The organism is Pseudomonas psychrophila HA-4, assembly GCF_000282975.1.
Taxonomy (GTDB): Bacteria; Pseudomonadota; Gammaproteobacteria; order Pseudomonadales; family Pseudomonadaceae; genus Aquipseudomonas; species Aquipseudomonas psychrophila_A.
Map to the genome: position 1 here is coordinate 13,299 of NZ_ALJC01000090.1, position 18,758 is coordinate 32,056.

Genomic DNA, 18,758 nt, shown 5'->3' on the forward strand with positions numbered 1-18,758 from the left:
CATTTTGAAGCGCGCGTGCACTGTTTTAGGTGGGCTTTCGTAGCAGTTGACGAGTTTTACGACGCTACGTCCGGCGACGCAGTCGTCGTGAGTCGGATGTTGCGATCTGTCAGGACTATCGGGGCTCTAGGTTTTACGATTGCTGCGCAACCGACCGTAGGCTCGTACAACTCGGCAACTGCTACGGGGTTGTTTGCCAAAAGTAATTAAATCCCCAAAAAACAAAACCCCCGTTAAACCCAACTGTTGCCAGGGTTTAACGGGGGTTTTTAACGAGGCGGTTAAACCGCCTTGCCAGTCAGGTTATTGGCAAGCTTCGCAATCCGGCTCGTCAATCGCGCAGGCTTTTGGCACGGGTGCCGGGCCAGCTGGCGCTGCTGCCACGTCTTCACTGTTTTTGCCGCTCGATACAGCGTTGAGCTTGCCCGTGTTGACGGTGGATTTTTCGGTGCTGGTCGCTGCCAGTGCACGGAGGTAGTAAGTGGTTTTCAAACCACGGTACCAAGCCATGCGGTAGGTCACGTCCAGCTTCTTGCCCGAAGCGCCTGCGATGTACAGGTTCAGCGACTGAGCTTGGTCGATCCACTTCTGACGACGGCTGGCCGCGTCAACGATCCACTTGGTGTCGACTTCAAACGCAGTGGCATACAGCTCTTTGAGCTCTTGCGGGATGCGTTCGATCTGCTGCACGGAACCGTCGTAGTACTTCAGGTCGTTGATCATGACCGAGTCCCACAGATCGCGAGCCTTGAGGTCGCGAACCAGGTACGGGTTGATCACGGTGAATTCGCCCGAGAGGTTCGATTTTACGTACAGGTTCTGGTACGTCGGTTCGATCGACTGCGACACGCCAGTGATGTTGGCGATGGTTGCGGTCGGTGCGATGGCCATGATGTTGGAGTTACGAATGCCTTTTTGGACACGGGCGCGAACCGGTGCCCAGTCCAAGGATTCGTTCAGGTCAACGTCGATGTACTTCTGGCCACGCTGCTCGATGAGGATCTGTTGCGAATCCAGCGGCAAGACGCCTTTGGACCACAGCGAACCTTGGAACGTCTCGTAAGCGCCACGCTCGTCAGCCAGGTCGCAAGACGCTTGGATGGCGTAGTAGCTGACCGCCTCCATCGATTTGTCAGCAAACTCAATGGCCGCTTGCGACGCATAAGGAATGTGCTGCAGGTACAGCGCGTCCTGGAAGCCCATGATCCCCAAGCCCACTGGACGGTGCTTGAAGTTCGAGTTGCGCGCTTGCGGCACCGAGTAGTAGTTGATGTCGATCACGTTATCGAGCATGCGAACAGCTACGTCGATGGTGCGCTTGAGCTTAGCGGTATCAAGCTTGCCGTCTTTGATGTGGTTAGGCAGGTTGATCGAACCCAGGTTGCACACAGCGATCTCGTCCTTGTTGGTGTTCAAGGTGATCTCGGTGCACAGGTTCGAGCTGTGAACCACGCCCACGTGCTGCTGCGGGCTGCGCAGGTTGCACGGGTCTTTGAAGGTCAGCCATGGGTGGCCGGTTTCAAACAGCATGGACAGCATTTTGCGCCACAGGTCTTTGGCCTGGAGGGTCTTGAACAGTTTGACCTTGCCTGGGTACTCGGTCAGGGCTTCGTAATACTCGTAACGCTCTTCGAAGGCCTTGCCGGTCAGGTCGTGCAGGTCCGGTACTTCGGACGGCGAGAACAGGGTCCACTTGCCGTCATCGAAGACGCGCTTCATGAACAGGTCAGGGATCCAGTTGGCAGTGTTCATGTCGTGGGTACGACGACGATCATCACCGGTGTTCTTACGCAGTTCGATGAACTCTTCGATGTCCATATGCCAGGTTTCCAGGTAGGCACACACAGCGCCTTTGCGCTTGCCACCCTGGTTAACGGCAACAGCGGTGTCGTTCACAACTTTGAGGAACGGAACCACGCCCTGGGATTTGCCGTTGGTGCCTTTGATCCACGAACCCAATGCACGAACTGGCGTCCAGTCGTTGCCCAGGCCACCGGCGAATTTGGACAACATAGCGTTGTCGTGGATCGCGTGGTAGATGCCCGACAGGTCGTCCGGCACGGTGGTCAGGTAGCAGCTAGACAGCTGCGGACGCTGAGTACCGGCGTTGAACAGGGTCGGGGTCGACGACATGTAGTCGAACGACGACAACAGGTTGTAGAACTCAATGGCGCGGTCTTCTTTATGCTTCTCTTCGATCGCCAGGCCCATGGCTACGCGCATGAAGAAGATCTGCGGCAGTTCGAAACGCACGCCATCCTTGTGGATGAAGTAACGGTCGTACAGGGTTTGCAGACCCAGGTAGGTGAACTGCTGATCGCGCTCGTGGTTGATCGCCTTGCCCAGTTTTTCTAGGTCGAAGGTGGCCAGCACTGGGTTCAGCAGGTCGAACTCAATACCCTTGGCGATGTACGCAGGCAGGGCCTTGGCGTACAGCTCAGCCATTTCGTGGTGAGTGGCGCTTTCTGCCACGTTCAGGAAGCTCAGGCCTTCGGCACGCAGGGTGTCCATCAGCAGGCGAGCAGTCACGAACGAGTAGTTAGGCTCACGCTCAACCAGCGTACGGGCGGTCATCACTAGGGCGGTGTTGACGTCGTTCAGGGCGACGCCGTCGTAGAGGTTTTTCAGGGTTTCGCGCTGGATCAGGTCGCCGTCGACTTCTTCCAGGCCTTCACAGGCTTCGGTGACGATGGTGTTCAGGCGGCCCATGTCGAGCGGTGCGAATGAACCGTCGGCGCGGGTGATACGGATCGATGGGTGAGCCATCACTGCGTCTTCGGCTGGGGCGCGAGTGGCGCGCTCTTTGGCGCGCGAGTCACGGTAGATCACGTAGTCGCGGGCCACTTTCTGCTCGCCGGCACGCATCAGGGCCAGTTCAACCTGGTCCTGGATTTCTTCGATGTGGATGGTGCCGCCCGACGGCATGCGACGCTTGAAGGTCGCGGAGACTTGTTCGGTCAGGCGCGCAACGGTGTCATGGATGCGTGACGAGGCAGCAGCATTGCCGCCTTCAACTGCGAGAAACGCTTTGGTGATGGCGACGGTGATCTTGTCATCGGTGTAAGGAACGACAGTCCCGTTACGTTTGATCACGCGCAGCTGGCCTGGCGCGGTCGCAGACAGATCCAGATGTGTATCGGAACCCTGCGAGTTCTCGCGAGTTGTGTCGGTTTGCATGGGGGTGTGTCTCCACATTCTCTATGTTTATTTGGGCGCCTTTTGGGCGCCCACCGTTCCGTCCTGAAGCACTACAACCGATCATGAATCGGGCATAACAACTTCGGGACGTACCGAAAGGGGGGGTAAGCCGCTTCCTTGCCGAAGTTTTTGGTCTGTGCGTGCAGCCTCAAACCGTATTCTTTGGGGGTGACAGTATTTTTACTGCAACACCTAGGCCGTTTTCTGGCATCAACGCTGGAAAACGGTTGTCGTCCGCTTGAGCGGTATGGACTTGAAAATGCGCGTTTAATTCAACCCGATTGGCGCGAGAAAAGGGCTTGAAATTGTCGCCTGAGTTGTGTCTGCTTTTTTGCCTAAAACCCTATATGTGGGGGTTTTTGGCGGAATTGATACAAGATATGCGTTTTGACGGCAGGGTGCAACGGTCTGTCTGTGGATAACTCTGTGCGTAAATTGTGTATGAAACCCTAAAAAACGGTGTAGGCCGCATGGGTGCTGGACTGCACCGTTGGTCACTGAATATTGCAGGATCAAATCGTTCCTGCCGAATTTTGAGGGCGCGAACCCTACCACAAAAAACTGCGCTGTCCGAACGCATTTTCAGGCGGGTGCAAAGATAGGAAAGGTCAAGCGGAAAATGCTGTAAAGAAGGCCGGAAAGGTCATTGCAGACCGTTCCGGCAATTGAGCGAAGTTACAGCAGCTCGAAGCTGTTTTGCTGGACGTTTTGCGAATCGAGGCCGATTTGCACGTCGAACTCACCCGGCTCGGCGACCGACTTCAACTGGGTGTTGTAGAACTTCAAGTCGTCCTCGTCGATGCTGAACTGCACGACGTTCTCTTCGCCGGCCTTGAGCATGATCTTTTGGAAGTTTTTCAACTCTTTGACCGGGCGGCTCATGGAAGCGGTGACATCGCGCAGGTACAACTGCACTACCGTTTCGCCGTCACGCTTGCCGGTGTTTTTGACCGTGACGCTGGCCGTTAGCTTAGCGCCGGGCTTCAAGGTCTTGGCTGATAGGCTGACCGGTGACACGCTGAACTCGGTATAGCTCAGGCCGAAGCCAAACGGGTACAGCGGCGTATTCGGCGCGTCGAAGTACTGTGAGGTGTAGTTACCCGGTTTGCCCGGTGTGAAGGGGCGCCCAATGCTCAGGTGGCTGTAGTAGGTAGGAATCTGACCTACAGAGCGCGGGAAAGTGATTGGTAGCTTGCCTGAAGGGTTGTAATCACCGAACAGCACGTCAGCAATCGCATTGCCGCCTTCGGTGCCGCTGAACCAGGTTTCCAATACCGCGTCCGCTTGCTGTTGTTGCAGGTCGATAGTCAGCGGACGGCCGTTCATCAACACCAGCACCAAGGGTTTACCGGTGGCTTTGAGCGCGGTTATCAGGGCGCGCTGGCTGGCCGGTATATCAAGATCGGTACGGCTTGATGACTCGTGCGACATGCCGCGCGACTCACCCACCACGGCAACCACCACATCAGCTTGCTGCGCAGCCTTAACGGCTTCGTCAATCATGACCTGTGCCGGGCGCGGGTCGTTGGTCACTTCAGGTGCGTCAAAGTTGAGGAAGTTCAGGTAATCAACGATTTTTTGATCGTCGGTGATGTTCGCGCCGCGGGCGTAAGTCAGCGTGCCCTGCTGACCCAGTGCGTTGCGCATGCCGTCATACACGGTCACCGATTGTGCGGGCACGCCTGCCGCGGCCCAACTGCCCATCATGTCGATCGGCGCTTTGGCCAGTGGTCCCACTAACGCAATGCGCGCCTGTTTCTTCAGCGGCAGGGTCTCGGATTGGTTTTTCAACAGCACCAGACTCTTGCGCGCGACCTCGCGTGCTTCAGCGCGGTGCAGTCGACTTTCAGCGTTGACATCTACCGGGTCATCTTCAGCCTTGCCGATACGCACATAAGGGTCGGCAAACAGCCCCATGTCGTACTTGGCGCCGAGCACTTCACGCACAGCGTTGTCCAAGTCGCTCTGTGGTACTTCGCCAGACTTCAACAAGCCAGGCAATTCTTCGCCGTAGGCTTTGTCGTTCATGCTCATGTCGATACCGGCCTTGATCGCCAGCTTGGCAGCTTCGCGGCTGTCTTTGGCGACACCGTGCTTGATCAGCTCGATAATGGCGCCGTGGTCACTGACGGCGACGCCTTTAAAGCCCCATTCCTTGCGCAGCAAGTCTTGCATCAACCACATGTTTGAGGTGGCGGGCACGCCATTGATTGAGTTCAGCGCCACCATCACTCCCCCAGAACCGGCCTCAATGGCGGCGTGGTAGGGCGGCAAGTAATCCTGGAACATGCGAGTCAGGCTCATGTCGACGGTGTTGTAGTCCCGTCCGCCTTCTACTGCGCCGTACAAGGCAAAGTGTTTAACGCTGGCCATGATGTTGCCGGGCAGGGCAGGCGAAACCCCTTGATAGGCGTGAACCATGACCTTGGCGATGCGTGACACTAAATAGGTGTCTTCGCCAAAACCTTCCGATGTTCGACCCCAGCGCGGGTCGCGTGCGATGTCGACCATGGGTGCGAAGGTCAGGTCGATACTGTCATCGCTGGCCTCTTTGGCCGCCACCCGGCCACTCAACCCAATGGCGTCCATGTCCCAGCTAGCCGCGAGGCCCAGGCTGATCGGGAAAATAGTGCGATGGCCGTGAATGACGTCATAAGCAAAGAACATTGGAATTTTTAGACGGCTGCGCATGGCAGCGTCTTGCATCGGACGGTTTTCGTCGCGGGAAATCGAATTGAAGGTGCCGCCGATATGACCGGCTGCGATTTCCTTGCGGATCATTTCGCGGGGCATTTCCGGGCCGATGCTGATCAGGCGTAACTGGCCGATTTTTTCAGCTTCAGTCATTTGTTTGATCAAATCAGCGACGAACACGTCTTTCTTAGGCAGTGGGGCTGGCGGGGTTTGGGCCCAGACCGCTTGACTGGTCAGGCTAATGGCAATGGCCAGCAAACACATATTTTTCATGGAATTCTTCTGCGCGCCCGCTCAAGTCAAAGCGAAGGGAAGCCCGCGCTTTCGAAGCGATATTGTTCTGGGGAGGGTGAGTGACTACTCAACTTAAAGAAATACCCTATCGTTAAAGAAAGTATTCCTACAGTGAAGGCAGTCTTTTAGCTGATTCGCCGTGAGCAATCCAGTGTTGCGGGGAGATATTCGAGAGCAGCGCGGGAGTTTTTATGCCAAACGTAGGGTCTATGAACCTAATCGGATTAAAACGGAGTGTCTGACGTATGCATATAGAGAGCGCAAGACGGATAGGTTGGAAAGTAATCGCGCTATTAGCCCTCAGCAGTGTGTTAGCCGGGTGTGGGATTAACACCATTCCGACACTTGACGAGCAGGTTAAAGCGGCGTGGTCGCAAGTGCAGAACCAGTACCAGCGCCGTGCTGATTTAATTCCCAATCTGGTTGAGACAGTCAAAGGCGCGGCCAAGCAAGAACAGGCGACACTGACGGCGGTGATTGAAGCGCGAGCCAAGGCCACCTCGATTCAGGTCGATGCCAGCACCTTGAACAACCCGGAAAAACTCAAACAGTTCCAGGACGCGCAAAACCAACTGACGGGCGCCTTGAGTCGCTTGATGGTGGTGTCTGAGCGCTACCCGGACCTTAAATCCAACCAAAACTTCCTGTCGTTGCAGTCGCAACTTGAAGGCACTGAAAACCGTATCAGTGTGGCGCGCCGTGATTTCATCCTCGCGGTAGAGCGTTACAACACCGAAATTCGCACCTTCCCGGGCCGCTTATGGCATGCCGTGATGTACAGCGACTTACCGGTTCGCGCGACCTTCGAAGCCACTACCCCGGATGCTGACAAAGCCCCCGAGGTGAAGTTCTAACGGCCTAAAAACCCTGTAGGAGCGACTAAGCTCGCTCCCACGGTACCCATAACCCCTCGAGGTGCTGATGCGCGTATCAAGGCTGGGCTTAGGCCTGCTGCTGTGGTTATTCATCGCCACTGCGCAGGCGCTGACGTTTCCGACACTGAGTGGGCGGGTAGTAGATGATGGGCAAATGCTCGACCCTGCTACGCGTCAACAATTGACTCAACAACTCGAAGCCCATGAAAAAGCCACCGGCGAGCAGGTGGTCGTGGTCACGGTGCCGAACCTGCAAGGCGAACCGATTGAAGACTTCGGTTACCAATTGGGCCGCGCTTGGGGTATCGGCAAAAAGGATGAAAACAACGGCGCGTTACTGATCGTCGCCCGTGATGACCGTAAACTGCGGATCGAAGTCGGTTACGGCCTAGAAGACCGCCTAACTGACGCGCAGTCTTCGGTGATCATCAATCAGGTGATTACCCCGGCATTTAAAACCGGCAACTTCAGCCAAGGCATCCGCGACGGCGTCACGGCCATGCTCCAGGTGTTGGGTGGCGCACCGTTAGCCGAGCCTGCCTATGCGAGCGGGCAGGGCGGCGAAAATGACTTTATGGCTGAGCACCCTGGCGTGGTGCTACTGCTGTTTTTAGTGTTCATCGTGGTCGTGGCGGCTTGTCAGTTCTTAGGCATTTGCAACTCCGGCGGTGGCGGAGGGTCGCGCTCCGGCGGTTTTGGCGGCGGTGGTTTCGGCGGTGGAGGCGGTGGCGGTGGTTTTCGTGGAGGCGGCGGCAGCTTTGGCGGCGGCGGTGCTTCGGGCGGCTGGTAATTCAACTTTTCAAATGAGCATCGACACGTATGGCTTTACTCACGCAAGAGCAAAAACGGCAGGTCGAAGAGGCCGTGACCCGCGCTGAACAGCGCACCGACGCTGAAATCGTCACCGTGCTGGCACCGCGCGCTGACGATTACAGCTACATCCCCTTACTGTGGTCCAGCCTGATCGCTTTAGTGGTTCCGGCGCTGGTGCACTTTTTAAACAGCGACATGACGATCTACACATTGCTCATGTTGCAATGGGCCACCTTTGTGTTCCTTAGCCTGGTCTTCCGCATTCCGGTGCTGACCACCTTTCTCATCCCCGCCCGTGTTCGTCATTGGCGTGCCAGCAACTTGGCGCGGCGCCAGTTTCTCGAACAAAAGCTGCACCATACCCAAGGCCGCACCGGTGTGTTGATCTTTGTCAGTGAAGCCGAGCGCTACGTTGAAATCATCGTTGATGAAGGCATATCCCAGCGCTTGGACAATAGTGATTGGGGCACCATCGTCAGCGATTTCGTGCGCCGTGTGGCGCTAGGGCATACGGCTGAGGGCTTTATCGCGTGCATTGACGCCAGTGCAGAACTGCTCGAAAAACACGTGCCGAAAACCCAGTCGCGTAATCAACTGCCGAATCGTTTGGTGATGTTGTAGTTGGTTGAAAGCGAATTGTTGCAAGTCTGAAGTTTCCTAGGAGGTTTCAGGCTTGCGCTCTAAAAAGCATATGGTTTTTCTGATGTTTTTGTAAGTTTATTCTTTGTGTCTTTAGTTTGTGTTGGTTATACATCTGGTTTTTAGTGGGTGTCATTTTTCTTGTTGTCATTTTTCGAAATGATGGATAGCGTGTGTTCGTGAATTTAATTTATACCGTTTTTTTTTAGTTGTGATAGTTGCTGTGAATTATCATTTGAAGCGTGAGGTTGGGAGATGGGGATAGAGCTTACATGCAGAGAGAAAGACGTTCTGGGTTTACTGGTGCAGGGCTGTTCTAATAAAAAAATTGCGATGTCCTTGTGTATCAGTGATTTTACAGTAAGGGATCATGTTTATCGCTGCTTCTTAAATATGGAGTGGAGAACCGCATGCGGCTGATGGTGGTCAGTGGGTATTTATCGGTTGGGCATCTGGGTTTGCAGGACCCCCTACACTCGTAGGGTTGTCTCTGCAATTCAATGATTTAAAGTCATTGTGGTATGAGGCTAAAGTGAAAAAGTTTTCTTTTTATATGCCGCCTGCGGCGTATGTTTCGAAGCCTGCTGAACTGATTGTCTTTTTCTTGATGGGTTTGGCGTTGGCAGGTGTCGTTGTTTTTACGTGGAATGGGATAGTGGATGTTCCCCCTGTGCCCAAGCGTTTAGTGTTGCGAAGTGCGCAGGTTACCCATCCTCTCTATGTTTCCAGGGGGCAGGTTGATTTGTACTTATGTGTGAGTTCAGATGGTGGGTGTTACAAGCATAGGCTGGAAATGGTGCATAAAAATGTTGCGCGTTTAAATTTGCGCAAGGGTGAAAATATATGGGTGTCCTTAGACTCTGATAGCAGTAATTCCTTTGTTTGGGGTATCTATGATGATGAGCTTAAATTATTGGTCGGCCGACAGCAGATTGAATGGGGGCAGCGGTATATCAATGGTGGAAATTACTTTATGGCTTTTTGGTTTGGCCTATGTGTTATAGGTTGTCTGTATTTTTTGGTGCGTGAGGTATGGAATAGATACTTTTATAGAGGGGGTAGTTAATGGAAATAAAAAAAGTTGATGGTTGTATTTATGTGGTTGATGATTTTTTGACGGAGGCTGAAGAGGTAGAGGTCAATGCCCAACTCAAGGGCGCGGTGTGGAGATACAATTGGCCTAACTACGAAGAACTACCGTTTATAAGACCTTGCTGGCATGTGTTTATTGCGGGTAAAGGTCGTCCCTTGGGGCAATCAAGTCTCGAAGAGTTAAATGGCAATCAATCTTGGTGTTTTCTGAGCGGCGTTTGGGAGCGTTTTCTGAGGCTGCACACATTTCAAACTACCTTACTAGGTGTGTACGCGAACGGACAAACCTTCGGTCAAGATACGATTATTCATAGAGATAATAAAACTCATCCAGGGTTAACCATTATTATTTTTTGTAATGAATATTGGCCTACGTCCTGGGGTGGCGAGTTAGTGTTTTACGATGATGCTAAAGAAAATGTCGTGAAAGCGGTACTTCCAAAATCACGGAGGGCAGTCATTTTTGATGGGAGAATTCCCCATGCTGCACGTTCGCCTTCTATCAAGTGTGATCAGGTCAGGATGACACTTGCTTTTAAAACAATAATCAAGGAGTAAGAAATGGCAGGAAAGGCTGAAGTAATTGTGGGTGTGATTAATGATGGTGTTACAGTTGCTTCTGGAGCAACTGCAATTTCAGATCAGTTCGTAACGAATAATCAAGGGATGGTGTTGGTGAGTCAGACAGCGCAAACAGGTGCTGTTATAGCAAGTGTCACGTCTGTGACGAAATTGGCTGGACCCTATGTACCCATCATTAATATGCCCGCTAATATTGTTGCGGGTACAATCACGTTTCTAAAACTTGGGGTAGATGTTAGGGATGGTCGTAAAATAGATCAGGGGGATGTGTATAGTTTAATAGGTAACGTTGCTGGTATTATCGGTACGGTAGCATTTTTGGCGGGGGGAGGGGTTTGGCTTGTTGGAGGAGCTGCTATTGTAAGTGTGGGCGCTGGCTTGCTATCGATACATAGGTCGAATACTTTTAATCAGATAGTTACTGCTGCTGAGGATTTTTTCAGGAATAACCCTTCCGATAATTACCTCGACTACCTGTGTGCCCCAGATATGAAAATTGTTGATCGAAACACTATTAGGATGGCCTATGCCAATACGATGCTATCTTGTCACTGGATATCAGATACAGATGAGCTACTTCCCTTTCCACTGATTGTTTCTGATATTGGTGCTGGTGCTGGAGGAGGTGGCACTGCGTTCGGTGGCGCTCCCGCTTCGTCGGGGCCTGTAGTTACTCCCCCCCCACACGATGTGGCAAATGTGGGCATCAGTATTATCGTTGGTGGAAATACATACGATGCGGGTGATCAATATGGATGTTGTACTGGTACAAGTGACGGTTATATGTAGTGGGTTGTCTAATTAATCTGTGCATAAATTAAGATAATTTTTTTGGAGCCTCTGCGAACATCGTACGTGTTAAGCCCGACGCTCCGATACTCTCTGTCTGTTTAACTGCCTGCACCAGAAATACCCCGTGCTCTCAAGCGCCAACACGCCTAAAATGGCCGCCATTGTTTTTTTGATTTCCCCTCCTGTACCCCCCCCCGAGGCACCTTTTTCAATGTCAGTGACTGCTACCCCCGCCGCGTCTGTGCCGGATCATCGTGCGCAATTTTTGAACCTGCTGGAAACCGGCCTGGCGCAAAATTCGTTTATCAAGCTGGTACTGGCCAAGTACGTAGGCCCGGAAGCCGAATTGCAGCGGATTATCATCAAGCAGGTCACGGTCAAGGATCAGCCTTGCCTGTCGTTTGTGTACCGCTACAAAACCCGCGACATCACTAAAAACTTTCCGCTCGACGAAGCCGTTGCAACGATTGCTGGCCTGCTGCCGGAGGCGTTCAAGAATGCACATTTGCTGACCCTGACTGACGAAGTGCAGTTGGAGTACAGCAAAAAAGGCAAAAGCTCGTTGTTCAAGGGCAAAAGCCAACAAGCGCGTGAAGTGCCCTCGGCTGAGCATAATCGTGAGAAAAATCGCTTTCTGGATCTGACCCGGCCGTTTTTGGCGGACCTGGGCGTCACCAATAAGCAGCAAGAGTTGATCCCGGCGATGTCGCGCAAGTGGAAGCAGATCAACAAATTTATCGAGGTGTTTTCCCATGCCTTGAGCAACTCGCCACTCAAGCTCGATCAGCCGATCAAGGTGGCAGACTTTGGTTCTGGCAAGGGTTACCTGACGTTTGCCATCCACGATTACCTGCGCCATAGCCTGCAAGCCGAAGGCGTGGTGACGGGGGTTGAGTTGCGTGAAGACATGGTCACGCTGTGCAACACCGCTGCCCAGCGTCTGGAACACCCTGGCTTGAGCTTCCAGCATGGCGATGTGCGCAGTTTTGCGCCGACCCCGATTGACGTAATGATCGCCCTGCATGCCTGTGACATTGCCACCGACTATGCGATTCACATGGGCATCCGCTCCGGGGCCGCGATTATCATGTGTTCGCCGTGCTGCCATAAGCAGATCCGCCTGCAAATTCAAAGTCCGGCGCTGCTCAAGCCAATGCTGCAATACGGTTTGCACTTGGGCCAGCAGGCCGAAATGGTTACCGACAGCTTGCGTGCGCTGTTCCTTGAAGCCTGTGGCTATGAAACCAAAGTGTTTGAGTTCATTTCGCTGGAGCACACCAACAAGAACAAAATGATCCTCGCGGTCAAACGCGCCGAACCTCAAGACCCGGCGCAGTTGTTGGTGAAGATTCAGGAACTCAAGGCGTTCTACAACATTCAGGAGCACTGCCTTGAAACCCTGCTCCAGGCCGATGGCTTGTTGAAGTAAGCGTGTAAGACACGTCCGGTCGGGTACGTAGTATTTGGCTATTACCCGCGCGGGCGCTTAGGGGTTACCTTGGCTACTCTTAGTGGCCCAAGGTCTTACCCATAAGGAGCACGCACCATGGCGGCGAAAAAAATTCTGGTTCTGGTTGGCGATTACGTCGAAGACTACGAAGTGATGGTGCCGTTTCAGGCGCTATTGATGGTGGGGCATCAGGTGCACGCCGTGTGCCCGGGTAAAACGGCTGGCCAGACTGTTCGCACGGCGATTCATGACTTCGAGGGTGACCAGACCTACAGCGAAAAGCCTGGCCATCTGTTTGCCCTGAATTTCGATTTCGACAAGATCAAGGCCAGCGATTACGACGCCCTTGTGGTGCCCGGTGGTCGTGCGCCGGAATACCTGCGCCTGAACGAAAAGGTGCTGGAACTGGTGCGGGATTTCGACAAGGCAGGCAAACCGATTGCTGCGGTGTGCCACGGTGCGCAATTACTGGCGGCGGCGGGCATCCTTGAAGGCCGTGAATGCAGCGCCTATCCGGCGTGTGCGCCAGAAGTGCGTTTGGCGGGCGGTACTTACATTGATATCGATGTGACCAAGGCGCACGTTCAGGGCAATTTGGTCACCGCTCCGGCCTGGCCTGCGCATCCTGCATGGCTAGCGGCTTTCCTGGGGCTGTTGGGCACAACGATCACGTTGTAAAACGAGGGTGTGACCATGTGTGAGCTCTATGTAAAAGCCGATCCGATCCTGTATGAGTCGCGCTCGCGTTCATTGCGTATTTGCGGCGTGGTCACAACCTTGCGCCTGGAAAATCAGTTTTGGGACATCCTCACTGAAATCGCTGAAGCTGACGGCATGACCACCAACCAATTGGTGGCCAAACTGTATGAGGAAGTGATGAATTATCGCGGCGAGGTAATCAACTTCGCTTCTTTTTTGCGCGTGAGTTGCACCCGGCATTTGAGCCAGCGCCGGTTGCAGGCCCCGGAGTTGAGCGTAGTGCCGCGCAATACCGGCCACGCGTGAACGAGAGTATGGGGCTTACACCTCGACCGGGACTGAATGCTTGGTTGAGCCCAACGGGTGAGTTTTCGAGTTATAGAAGCGTAATGTCAGTTTCTTGTCGGCAAATAGTGTTGTGTAGTGATTTTTTTGAAAGCGGATGAATGCTTCGCTGCGCGGGTAAATCGAGATGCACAGCGTTTTCAGTGGTGCTTGGCGCACAGCGTTGATCAGGTGTTGATCTTGCTCGCCTAAACCATGGCCAAAGATGCACAGTGCGTCTTTGTGGCTCATCAGCTGTTCATGGCAGAAGGACAGGTAATCTGAGTGACGAATGGATTTTCGCTTGTCATCACTGCTGCTTTCACTGACAAACAGCGGCACATCATCCAGCGCGCTGATTGAGTGGTTGATCGCGAAATTGCTCAGTAACGTCGCTTCATTCGCCTGGATTTTGCGCGCCTTACCCTCCTGATTTTTCACCAGATGCAACGCGCCGTGCAGGTACAGCACACGCGTGGCTTTGCTTTTGCTCAGTACGCTATCAAGCTCAAAGGTGGCGTCGGGGCGACTGAACAAATCGTTGAACTGCTTGGGTGCCTGCATCACGGCCCACGGGGTGAGCAGGTCGTAGTTGGAGCAATAGACAGTGGCATAACGTGCCAGCTCTTGCTGCCAGCATGTCAGGGTATCGGCCTGCATCAGCCGCCAGGGAATGTGCACGTCTTGCGTGCTGTTGATTAGCGCTTCTTTGATTGCGTAGTAGCGTTTGCGCGGCGAGGCTGAGTTGATCGCTAGGGCTTTGTTGACCTTGCTCGCGGTTTTTAGGGCGCTGAGCACGTGCTCGAAATTACGCGTGCCCAAGGCGTCAAAGACGCTGAGTTCGGTCTGGCTAAGGGGCTTTTCGGCGACGCTTTTGGCTTTTTCAAACAACGAGTCGTAATAAAAGTCATGCCACACAGCCATGCTCGCGCCGTTGCCCAGCAGCAGCCCGCTGCACGGTGTGCTGGCGTTTAGCGCGTTCCAGTCTTCTAGTTCGGCATCAAATTCCTGGAAGGGGGTCATGTCTAATATCGTCTCGAAACAGTGGCGGTGCAGAACTTTATCACGCTCAAGTGTTGAGCCAGATCAACATATGAGCCACTCAGTTGGAGGAAGCTACTCTGACCGATTGATTTAGCGTCGCGGGTAGCGCCCGCCAACAGGACTCGCCATGACCAGCACTTTTTTTATCCCTGCGGTAAATATCATGGGTAACGGCTGCTTGAATGAAGCCATGACCGCGATTCGTAATTATGGATTTCGCAAGGCTTTGATCGTTACCGACGCCGGGCTGGCCAAGGCAGGAGTTGCGGCGCTGATTTCAGAAAAACTCGCGTTGCAGGACATTGATTCGGTGATTTTCGACGGCGCCAAGCCGAACCCGAGCATTGCCAACGTCGAAGCGGGTTTGACGGTGCTGAAACAGCATCAATGTGATTTTGTGGTGTCACTGGGCGGTGGTTCGCCGCACGATTGCGCCAAGGGCATTGCCCTGTGCGCGACCAACGGCGGGCACATTCGTGATTACGAAGGTGTCGATCAATCGGCCAAGCCGCAATTGCCGCTGGTTTCGATCAATACCACGGCGGGCACGGCCAGTGAAATGACGCGCTTTTGCATCATCACCGACGAAGAGCGCCACGTGAAAATGGCCATTGTCGACCGTAACGTGACCCCGCTGCTGTCGGTTAACGATCCGGAGTTGATGGTAGCGATGCCTAAAGGTCTGACGGCCGCAACAGGCATGGATGCACTGACCCACGCTGTGGAAGCCTATGTGTCGACGGCCTCAACTCCGATCACTGATGCCTGTGCGATCAAAGCAATGGAACTGATCAGCCATAACCTGCGTCAGGCCGTGAACGACGGTAAAGATCTGACCGCACGCGAGAACATGGCTTACGCACAGTTCCTCGCTGGTATGGCGTTCAACAACGCGTCGCTGGGCTTTGTGCACGCCATGGCGCACCAACTGGGCGGTTTCTACGACTTGCCGCACGGGGTGTGCAACGCCGTGTTGTTGCCGCACGTGCAAACCTTCAACGCGAGTGTCAGTGCGGTCCGTTTGACGGATGTAGCACGTGCGCTGGGTGCCGATGTGCGTGGTCTGAGCCCGGAAGAGGGCGCGCAAGCGGCCATCGCTGCGATTCGCACCTTGGCTAAAGACGTGGAAATTCCGGCAGGTCTGCGCGACCTGGGCGCCAAACTTGATGACATTCCTATTTTGGCCACCAATGCGTTGAAAGATGCGTGCGGCTTCACCAACCCGCGTAAGGCGGACCAGGCTCAGATTGAAGAGATTTTCCGTAACGCGTTCTAAGTGAGATGGCGAGAAACAGCGCTGCTTTTCATTGGATATAAAAAAACGGCCGGGTGATTAACCCGGCCGTTTTTTGTCTGGCTAAAAGCGCTTACTGCACTTCAACCGCCAAGCTGTCGTGGATCTTCTGTTGCCAGATCGCCGGGCCGGTGATGTGTACCGACTCGCCGTTGCTGTCGACAGCCACAGTCACTGGCATGTCTTTTACGTCGAACTCGTAGATCGCTTCCATGCCCAGTTCGGCAAAGGCCACCACGCGCGATTTTTTAATCGCTTGGGCAACCAGGTAGGCGGCACCGCCCACGGCCATCAGGTACACCGCTTTGTGTTCCTTGATCGCTTCGATGGCAGTCGGACCACGCTCAGATTTGCCGATCATGCCCAGCAGGCCGGTTTGATCGAGGATCTGACGGGTGAATTTGTCCATCCGCGTTGCCGTTGTCGGACCGGCAGGGCCAACCACTTCGTCACGCACCGGATCAACCGGGCCTACGTAGTAGATAAAGCGGCCTTTAAGGTCGACAGGCAAGGTCTCGCCTTTGTTGAGCATTTCGACCATGCGCTTGTGCGCCGCGTCGCGACCCGTGAGCATTTTGCCGTTCAGCAAAACGGTCTCGCCCGGCTTCCAGCTCTGCACGTCTTCCGGGGTCAGGGTGTCGAGGTTGACACGGCGGGCTGATGGGCCTGCTTCCCACACAATTTCAGGGTAGGCGTCAAGCGATGGCGCTTCGAGGGACGCAGGACCGGAACCGTCGAGTACGAAGTGTGCGTGGCGAGTGGCCGCGCAGTTCGGGATCATGCACACCGGCAAGGAGGCGGCGTGGGTCGGGTAGTCCATGATTTTGACGTCGAGCACGGTGGTCAGACCGCCTAGGCCCTGAGCGCCGATGCCCAGTTGGTTGACCTTCTCGAACAGCTCGATACGCATCTCTTCGATACGGTTAGATGGGCCGCGCTTGATCAGGTCGTGAATGTCGATGGACTCCATCAACACTTCCTTGGCCATCACTGCTGCTTTTTCAGCCGTGCCGCCGATGCCGATGCCCAGCATGCCCGGTGGGCACCAGCCCGCGCCCATGGTCGGAACAGTCTTGAGCACCCAGTCAACGATCGAGTCGGACGGGTTGAGCATGGCCATTTTCGACTTGTTCTCGGAACCGCCGCCCTTGGCTGCCACGTCCACTTCCACAGTGTTACCCGGGACGATGGAGTAGTGGATAACGGCCGGGGTGTTGTCCTTGGTGTTGCGGCGAGCACCGGCTGGGTCGGCCAGGATGGAGGCGCGCAGGACGTTTTCCGGCAGGTTGTAAGCGCGACGCACGCCTTCGTTGATCATGTCGTCCAGGCTCATGGTGGCGCCGGTCCAGCGCACATCCATGCCCACGCGTACGAACACGGTGACGATGCCGGTGTCCTGGCAAATCGGGCGGTGGCCAGTGGCACACATGCGCGAGTTGATCAGGATTTGCGCCATCGAGTCACGGGCCGCTGGCGATTCTTCGCGCAGGTAGGCTTCGTGCATGGCCTGAATGAAGTCAACGGGATGGTAATAGGAAATGAATTGCAGGGCGTCAGCAACGCTCTGAATCAGGTCGTCTTGCTTGATCACGGTCATGGGTCGCGCTCCTCTATAAGACGGGAACATTCAATTAAGGTGTTTGCGACCTTGGTGCATCGGTCTGTCGAAAACATCTTTAAGGGTGTACCGGGCACGCATGACCGGTACAAAAAAGGCGCGGCAGTATAACCCGGCCCTGTCTTTGATACACCTGCTGAGGGCCAAACGAAAGTAGGGGGCGTCGTAGCAGTTGCCGAAGGCTACGTCCGGCGGCGAAGCCGTCGTAGAATCCCCTACCGCGGTCTTTCAGTTACACCGCACACTTAGGCTTTACGATCGCTTCGCGATCGGACGTAGCCTTAGGCAACTGCTACGGATTCAACTCTTCCCGGAGGCCAGAAGTGCCCGAGTTACACGTCGCTGACAAACGCTGGTCAGTTGCTGATGGCTGCAATTTGCTGGATGCCTTGAATCAGGCGGGCGTGTCTGTGCCTTACAGTTGCCGGGCGGGCAGTTGTCATGCCTGTCTGGTGCGTTGTGTGCAGGGTGAGCCGTTTGACCTCAAGCCCGACGCGTTGAGCCGAGCCCTGCGCGAGCAAGGCTGGCGCCTAGCGTGTCAGTGCCAGGTGAGCGCTGACCTGCATATAGAAGCCTTCGATCCACAGCGCGATGGCGTGCCTGCGCAAGTGGCCGCCCTCGATTGGCTCAGCGCCACGGTGCTGCGTTTGCGGCTGATAGCACAGCGCCCGTTGCGCTATAGGGCGGGGCAGCATGTGGTGCTGTGGACGCCCGGCGGCATCGCCCGGCCTTATTCGTTGTCCAGCCTGCCTGATGAAGACCGTTTTCTGGAGTTTCATCTCGATTGCGCGCACCCGGGTGAGTTTGCCGACGCGGCGCGGCAGTTCAAGGTGGGTGATGCTGTGCGCCTGGGGGAGCTGCGCGGCGGAGCGTTGCGCTATGACCCGGACTGGCAAGAGCAGCCGCTGTGGCTAATGGCGGCGGGGACTGGGCTGGGCCCTCTGTTTGGCGTACTGCGCGAGGCGCTGCGCCAGGACCATCAAGGGCCGATCCGGCTGGTGCACGTGGCTCGCGAAGACAGCGAGTTTTATCTCAAGGCAGAGTTGCAGGCATTGGCGAAGGAGCATTCCAGCCTGGCGGTTGAGTGGGTGCTGCGCAGCGAGTTGGCAGAGTATCTGTTGCAGTTGCGTGGGATTGCGCGGCAGACCCACGCGTTGGTCTGCGGCCACCCTGACACGGTTGAAGCGTTTGCCAAACGGCTTTTTTTGGCCGGACTTTCGCGCAACAAACTACTGGCTGATTCGTTTTTGACCCGTAGCTGACCCATCATCCAGCGGCTACAAGATTTTTTTGAAATCCAAAAAAGCCCCGCCTGATCACTCAGGCGGGGCTTTGGGTGTGGCCGGTTAG

At 54.8% G+C, this 18,758-nt stretch carries 15 protein-coding genes and 1 pseudogene; 12 read left to right on the plus strand and 4 right to left on the minus strand.

What is annotated here, in order from left to right; genetic code table 11:
* Nucleotides 1-303: 303 nt before the first annotated feature.
* Together B347_RS0113335 and bglX are read right to left on the minus strand one after the other, a co-directional pair.
* Nucleotides 304-3,177 (minus strand): ribonucleoside-diphosphate reductase subunit alpha, encoded by a 2,874-nt coding sequence (locus tag B347_RS0113335; RefSeq protein WP_019410193.1) that lies wholly within the window; start codon nt 3,175-3,177, stop codon nt 304-306.
* 696 nt (nt 3,178-3,873) lie between these two features.
* Nucleotides 3,874-6,165 (minus strand): beta-glucosidase BglX, encoded by a 2,292-nt coding sequence (bglX, locus tag B347_RS0113340; protein WP_026014176.1) that lies wholly within the window; start codon nt 6,163-6,165, stop codon nt 3,874-3,876.
* 266 nt (nt 6,166-6,431) lie between these two features.
* Between bglX and B347_RS0113345 the strand changes: the two genes are divergently transcribed.
* The 10 genes and pseudogenes from B347_RS0113345 to B347_RS0113385 all read left to right on the plus strand — a co-directional run bounded on the left by B347_RS0113345 (nt 6,432) and on the right by B347_RS0113385 (nt 13,434).
* Entirely contained in the window at nt 6,432-7,040 is a 609-nt protein-coding gene (locus tag B347_RS0113345; protein WP_026014177.1) for a LemA family protein, read from the plus strand.
* 67 nt (nt 7,041-7,107) lie between these two features.
* A complete protein-coding gene (locus tag B347_RS27050) occupies nt 7,108-7,851 on the plus strand; it encodes a TPM domain-containing protein (protein ID WP_019410196.1) in 744 nt (247 codons plus the stop codon).
* 29 nt (nt 7,852-7,880) lie between these two features.
* Nucleotides 7,881-8,495 (plus strand): TPM domain-containing protein, encoded by a 615-nt coding sequence (locus B347_RS0113355; RefSeq protein WP_019410197.1) that lies wholly within the window; start codon nt 7,881-7,883, stop codon nt 8,493-8,495.
* Between the two features lie 273 nt (nt 8,496-8,768).
* Nucleotides 8,769-8,995: pseudogene (locus B347_RS25965) on the plus strand (LuxR C-terminal-related transcriptional regulator).
* A 50-nt stretch (nt 8,996-9,045) separates the two neighbouring features.
* Nucleotides 9,046-9,579: a hypothetical protein gene (locus B347_RS0113360; protein WP_019410198.1), complete on the plus strand. Its 534-nt coding sequence runs from the start codon at nt 9,046-9,048 to the stop codon at nt 9,577-9,579.
* Nucleotides 9,579-10,163: a 2OG-Fe(II) oxygenase gene (locus B347_RS0113365; protein ID WP_019410199.1), complete on the plus strand. Its 585-nt coding sequence runs from the start codon at nt 9,579-9,581 to the stop codon at nt 10,161-10,163. Before B347_RS0113360 ends, B347_RS0113365 begins: the two co-directional genes overlap by 1 nt.
* Nucleotides 10,164-10,166: 3 nt before the next feature.
* Complete coding sequence (locus tag B347_RS25595; protein ID WP_019410200.1) at nt 10,167-10,976, plus strand: hypothetical protein; 810 nt, start codon at nt 10,167-10,169, stop codon at nt 10,974-10,976.
* A gap of 214 nt (nt 10,977-11,190) precedes the next feature.
* Nucleotides 11,191-12,408 (plus strand): class I SAM-dependent methyltransferase, encoded by a 1,218-nt coding sequence (locus B347_RS0113375; RefSeq protein WP_019410201.1) that lies wholly within the window; start codon nt 11,191-11,193, stop codon nt 12,406-12,408.
* 117 nt (nt 12,409-12,525) lie between these two features.
* Nucleotides 12,526-13,107: a DJ-1/PfpI family protein gene (locus tag B347_RS0113380; RefSeq protein ID WP_019410202.1), complete on the plus strand. Its 582-nt coding sequence runs from the start codon at nt 12,526-12,528 to the stop codon at nt 13,105-13,107.
* Between the two features lie 15 nt (nt 13,108-13,122).
* Complete coding sequence (locus tag B347_RS0113385) at nt 13,123-13,434, plus strand: ribbon-helix-helix domain-containing protein (protein ID WP_019410203.1); 312 nt, start codon at nt 13,123-13,125, stop codon at nt 13,432-13,434.
* A 15-nt stretch (nt 13,435-13,449) separates the two neighbouring features.
* Here the strand turns inward: B347_RS0113385 and B347_RS0113390 are convergent, their stop codons facing one another.
* Nucleotides 13,450-14,475, minus strand: coding sequence for a DUF4917 family protein (locus tag B347_RS0113390; RefSeq protein WP_019410204.1), 1,026 nt, complete (start codon nt 14,473-14,475; stop codon nt 13,450-13,452).
* A 148-nt stretch (nt 14,476-14,623) separates the two neighbouring features.
* Here B347_RS0113390 and yiaY point away from each other — a divergent pair, with 148 nt between their 5' ends.
* Complete coding sequence (gene yiaY, locus B347_RS0113395) at nt 14,624-15,772, plus strand: L-threonine dehydrogenase (protein ID WP_019410205.1); 1,149 nt, start codon at nt 14,624-14,626, stop codon at nt 15,770-15,772.
* 91 nt (nt 15,773-15,863) lie between these two features.
* On the opposite strand, the gene B347_RS0113400 is transcribed toward yiaY, so the two are convergent.
* Entirely contained in the window at nt 15,864-17,387 is a 1,524-nt protein-coding gene (locus tag B347_RS0113400; protein ID WP_019410206.1) for a fumarate hydratase, read from the minus strand.
* A gap of 344 nt (nt 17,388-17,731) precedes the next feature.
* Here B347_RS0113400 and B347_RS0113405 point away from each other — a divergent pair, with 344 nt between their 5' ends.
* Nucleotides 17,732-18,670, plus strand: a complete 939-nt coding sequence (locus tag B347_RS0113405; RefSeq protein ID WP_019410207.1) for an iron-sulfur-binding ferredoxin reductase — start codon at nt 17,732-17,734, stop codon at nt 18,668-18,670.
* Nucleotides 18,671-18,758 lie beyond the last annotated feature (88 nt).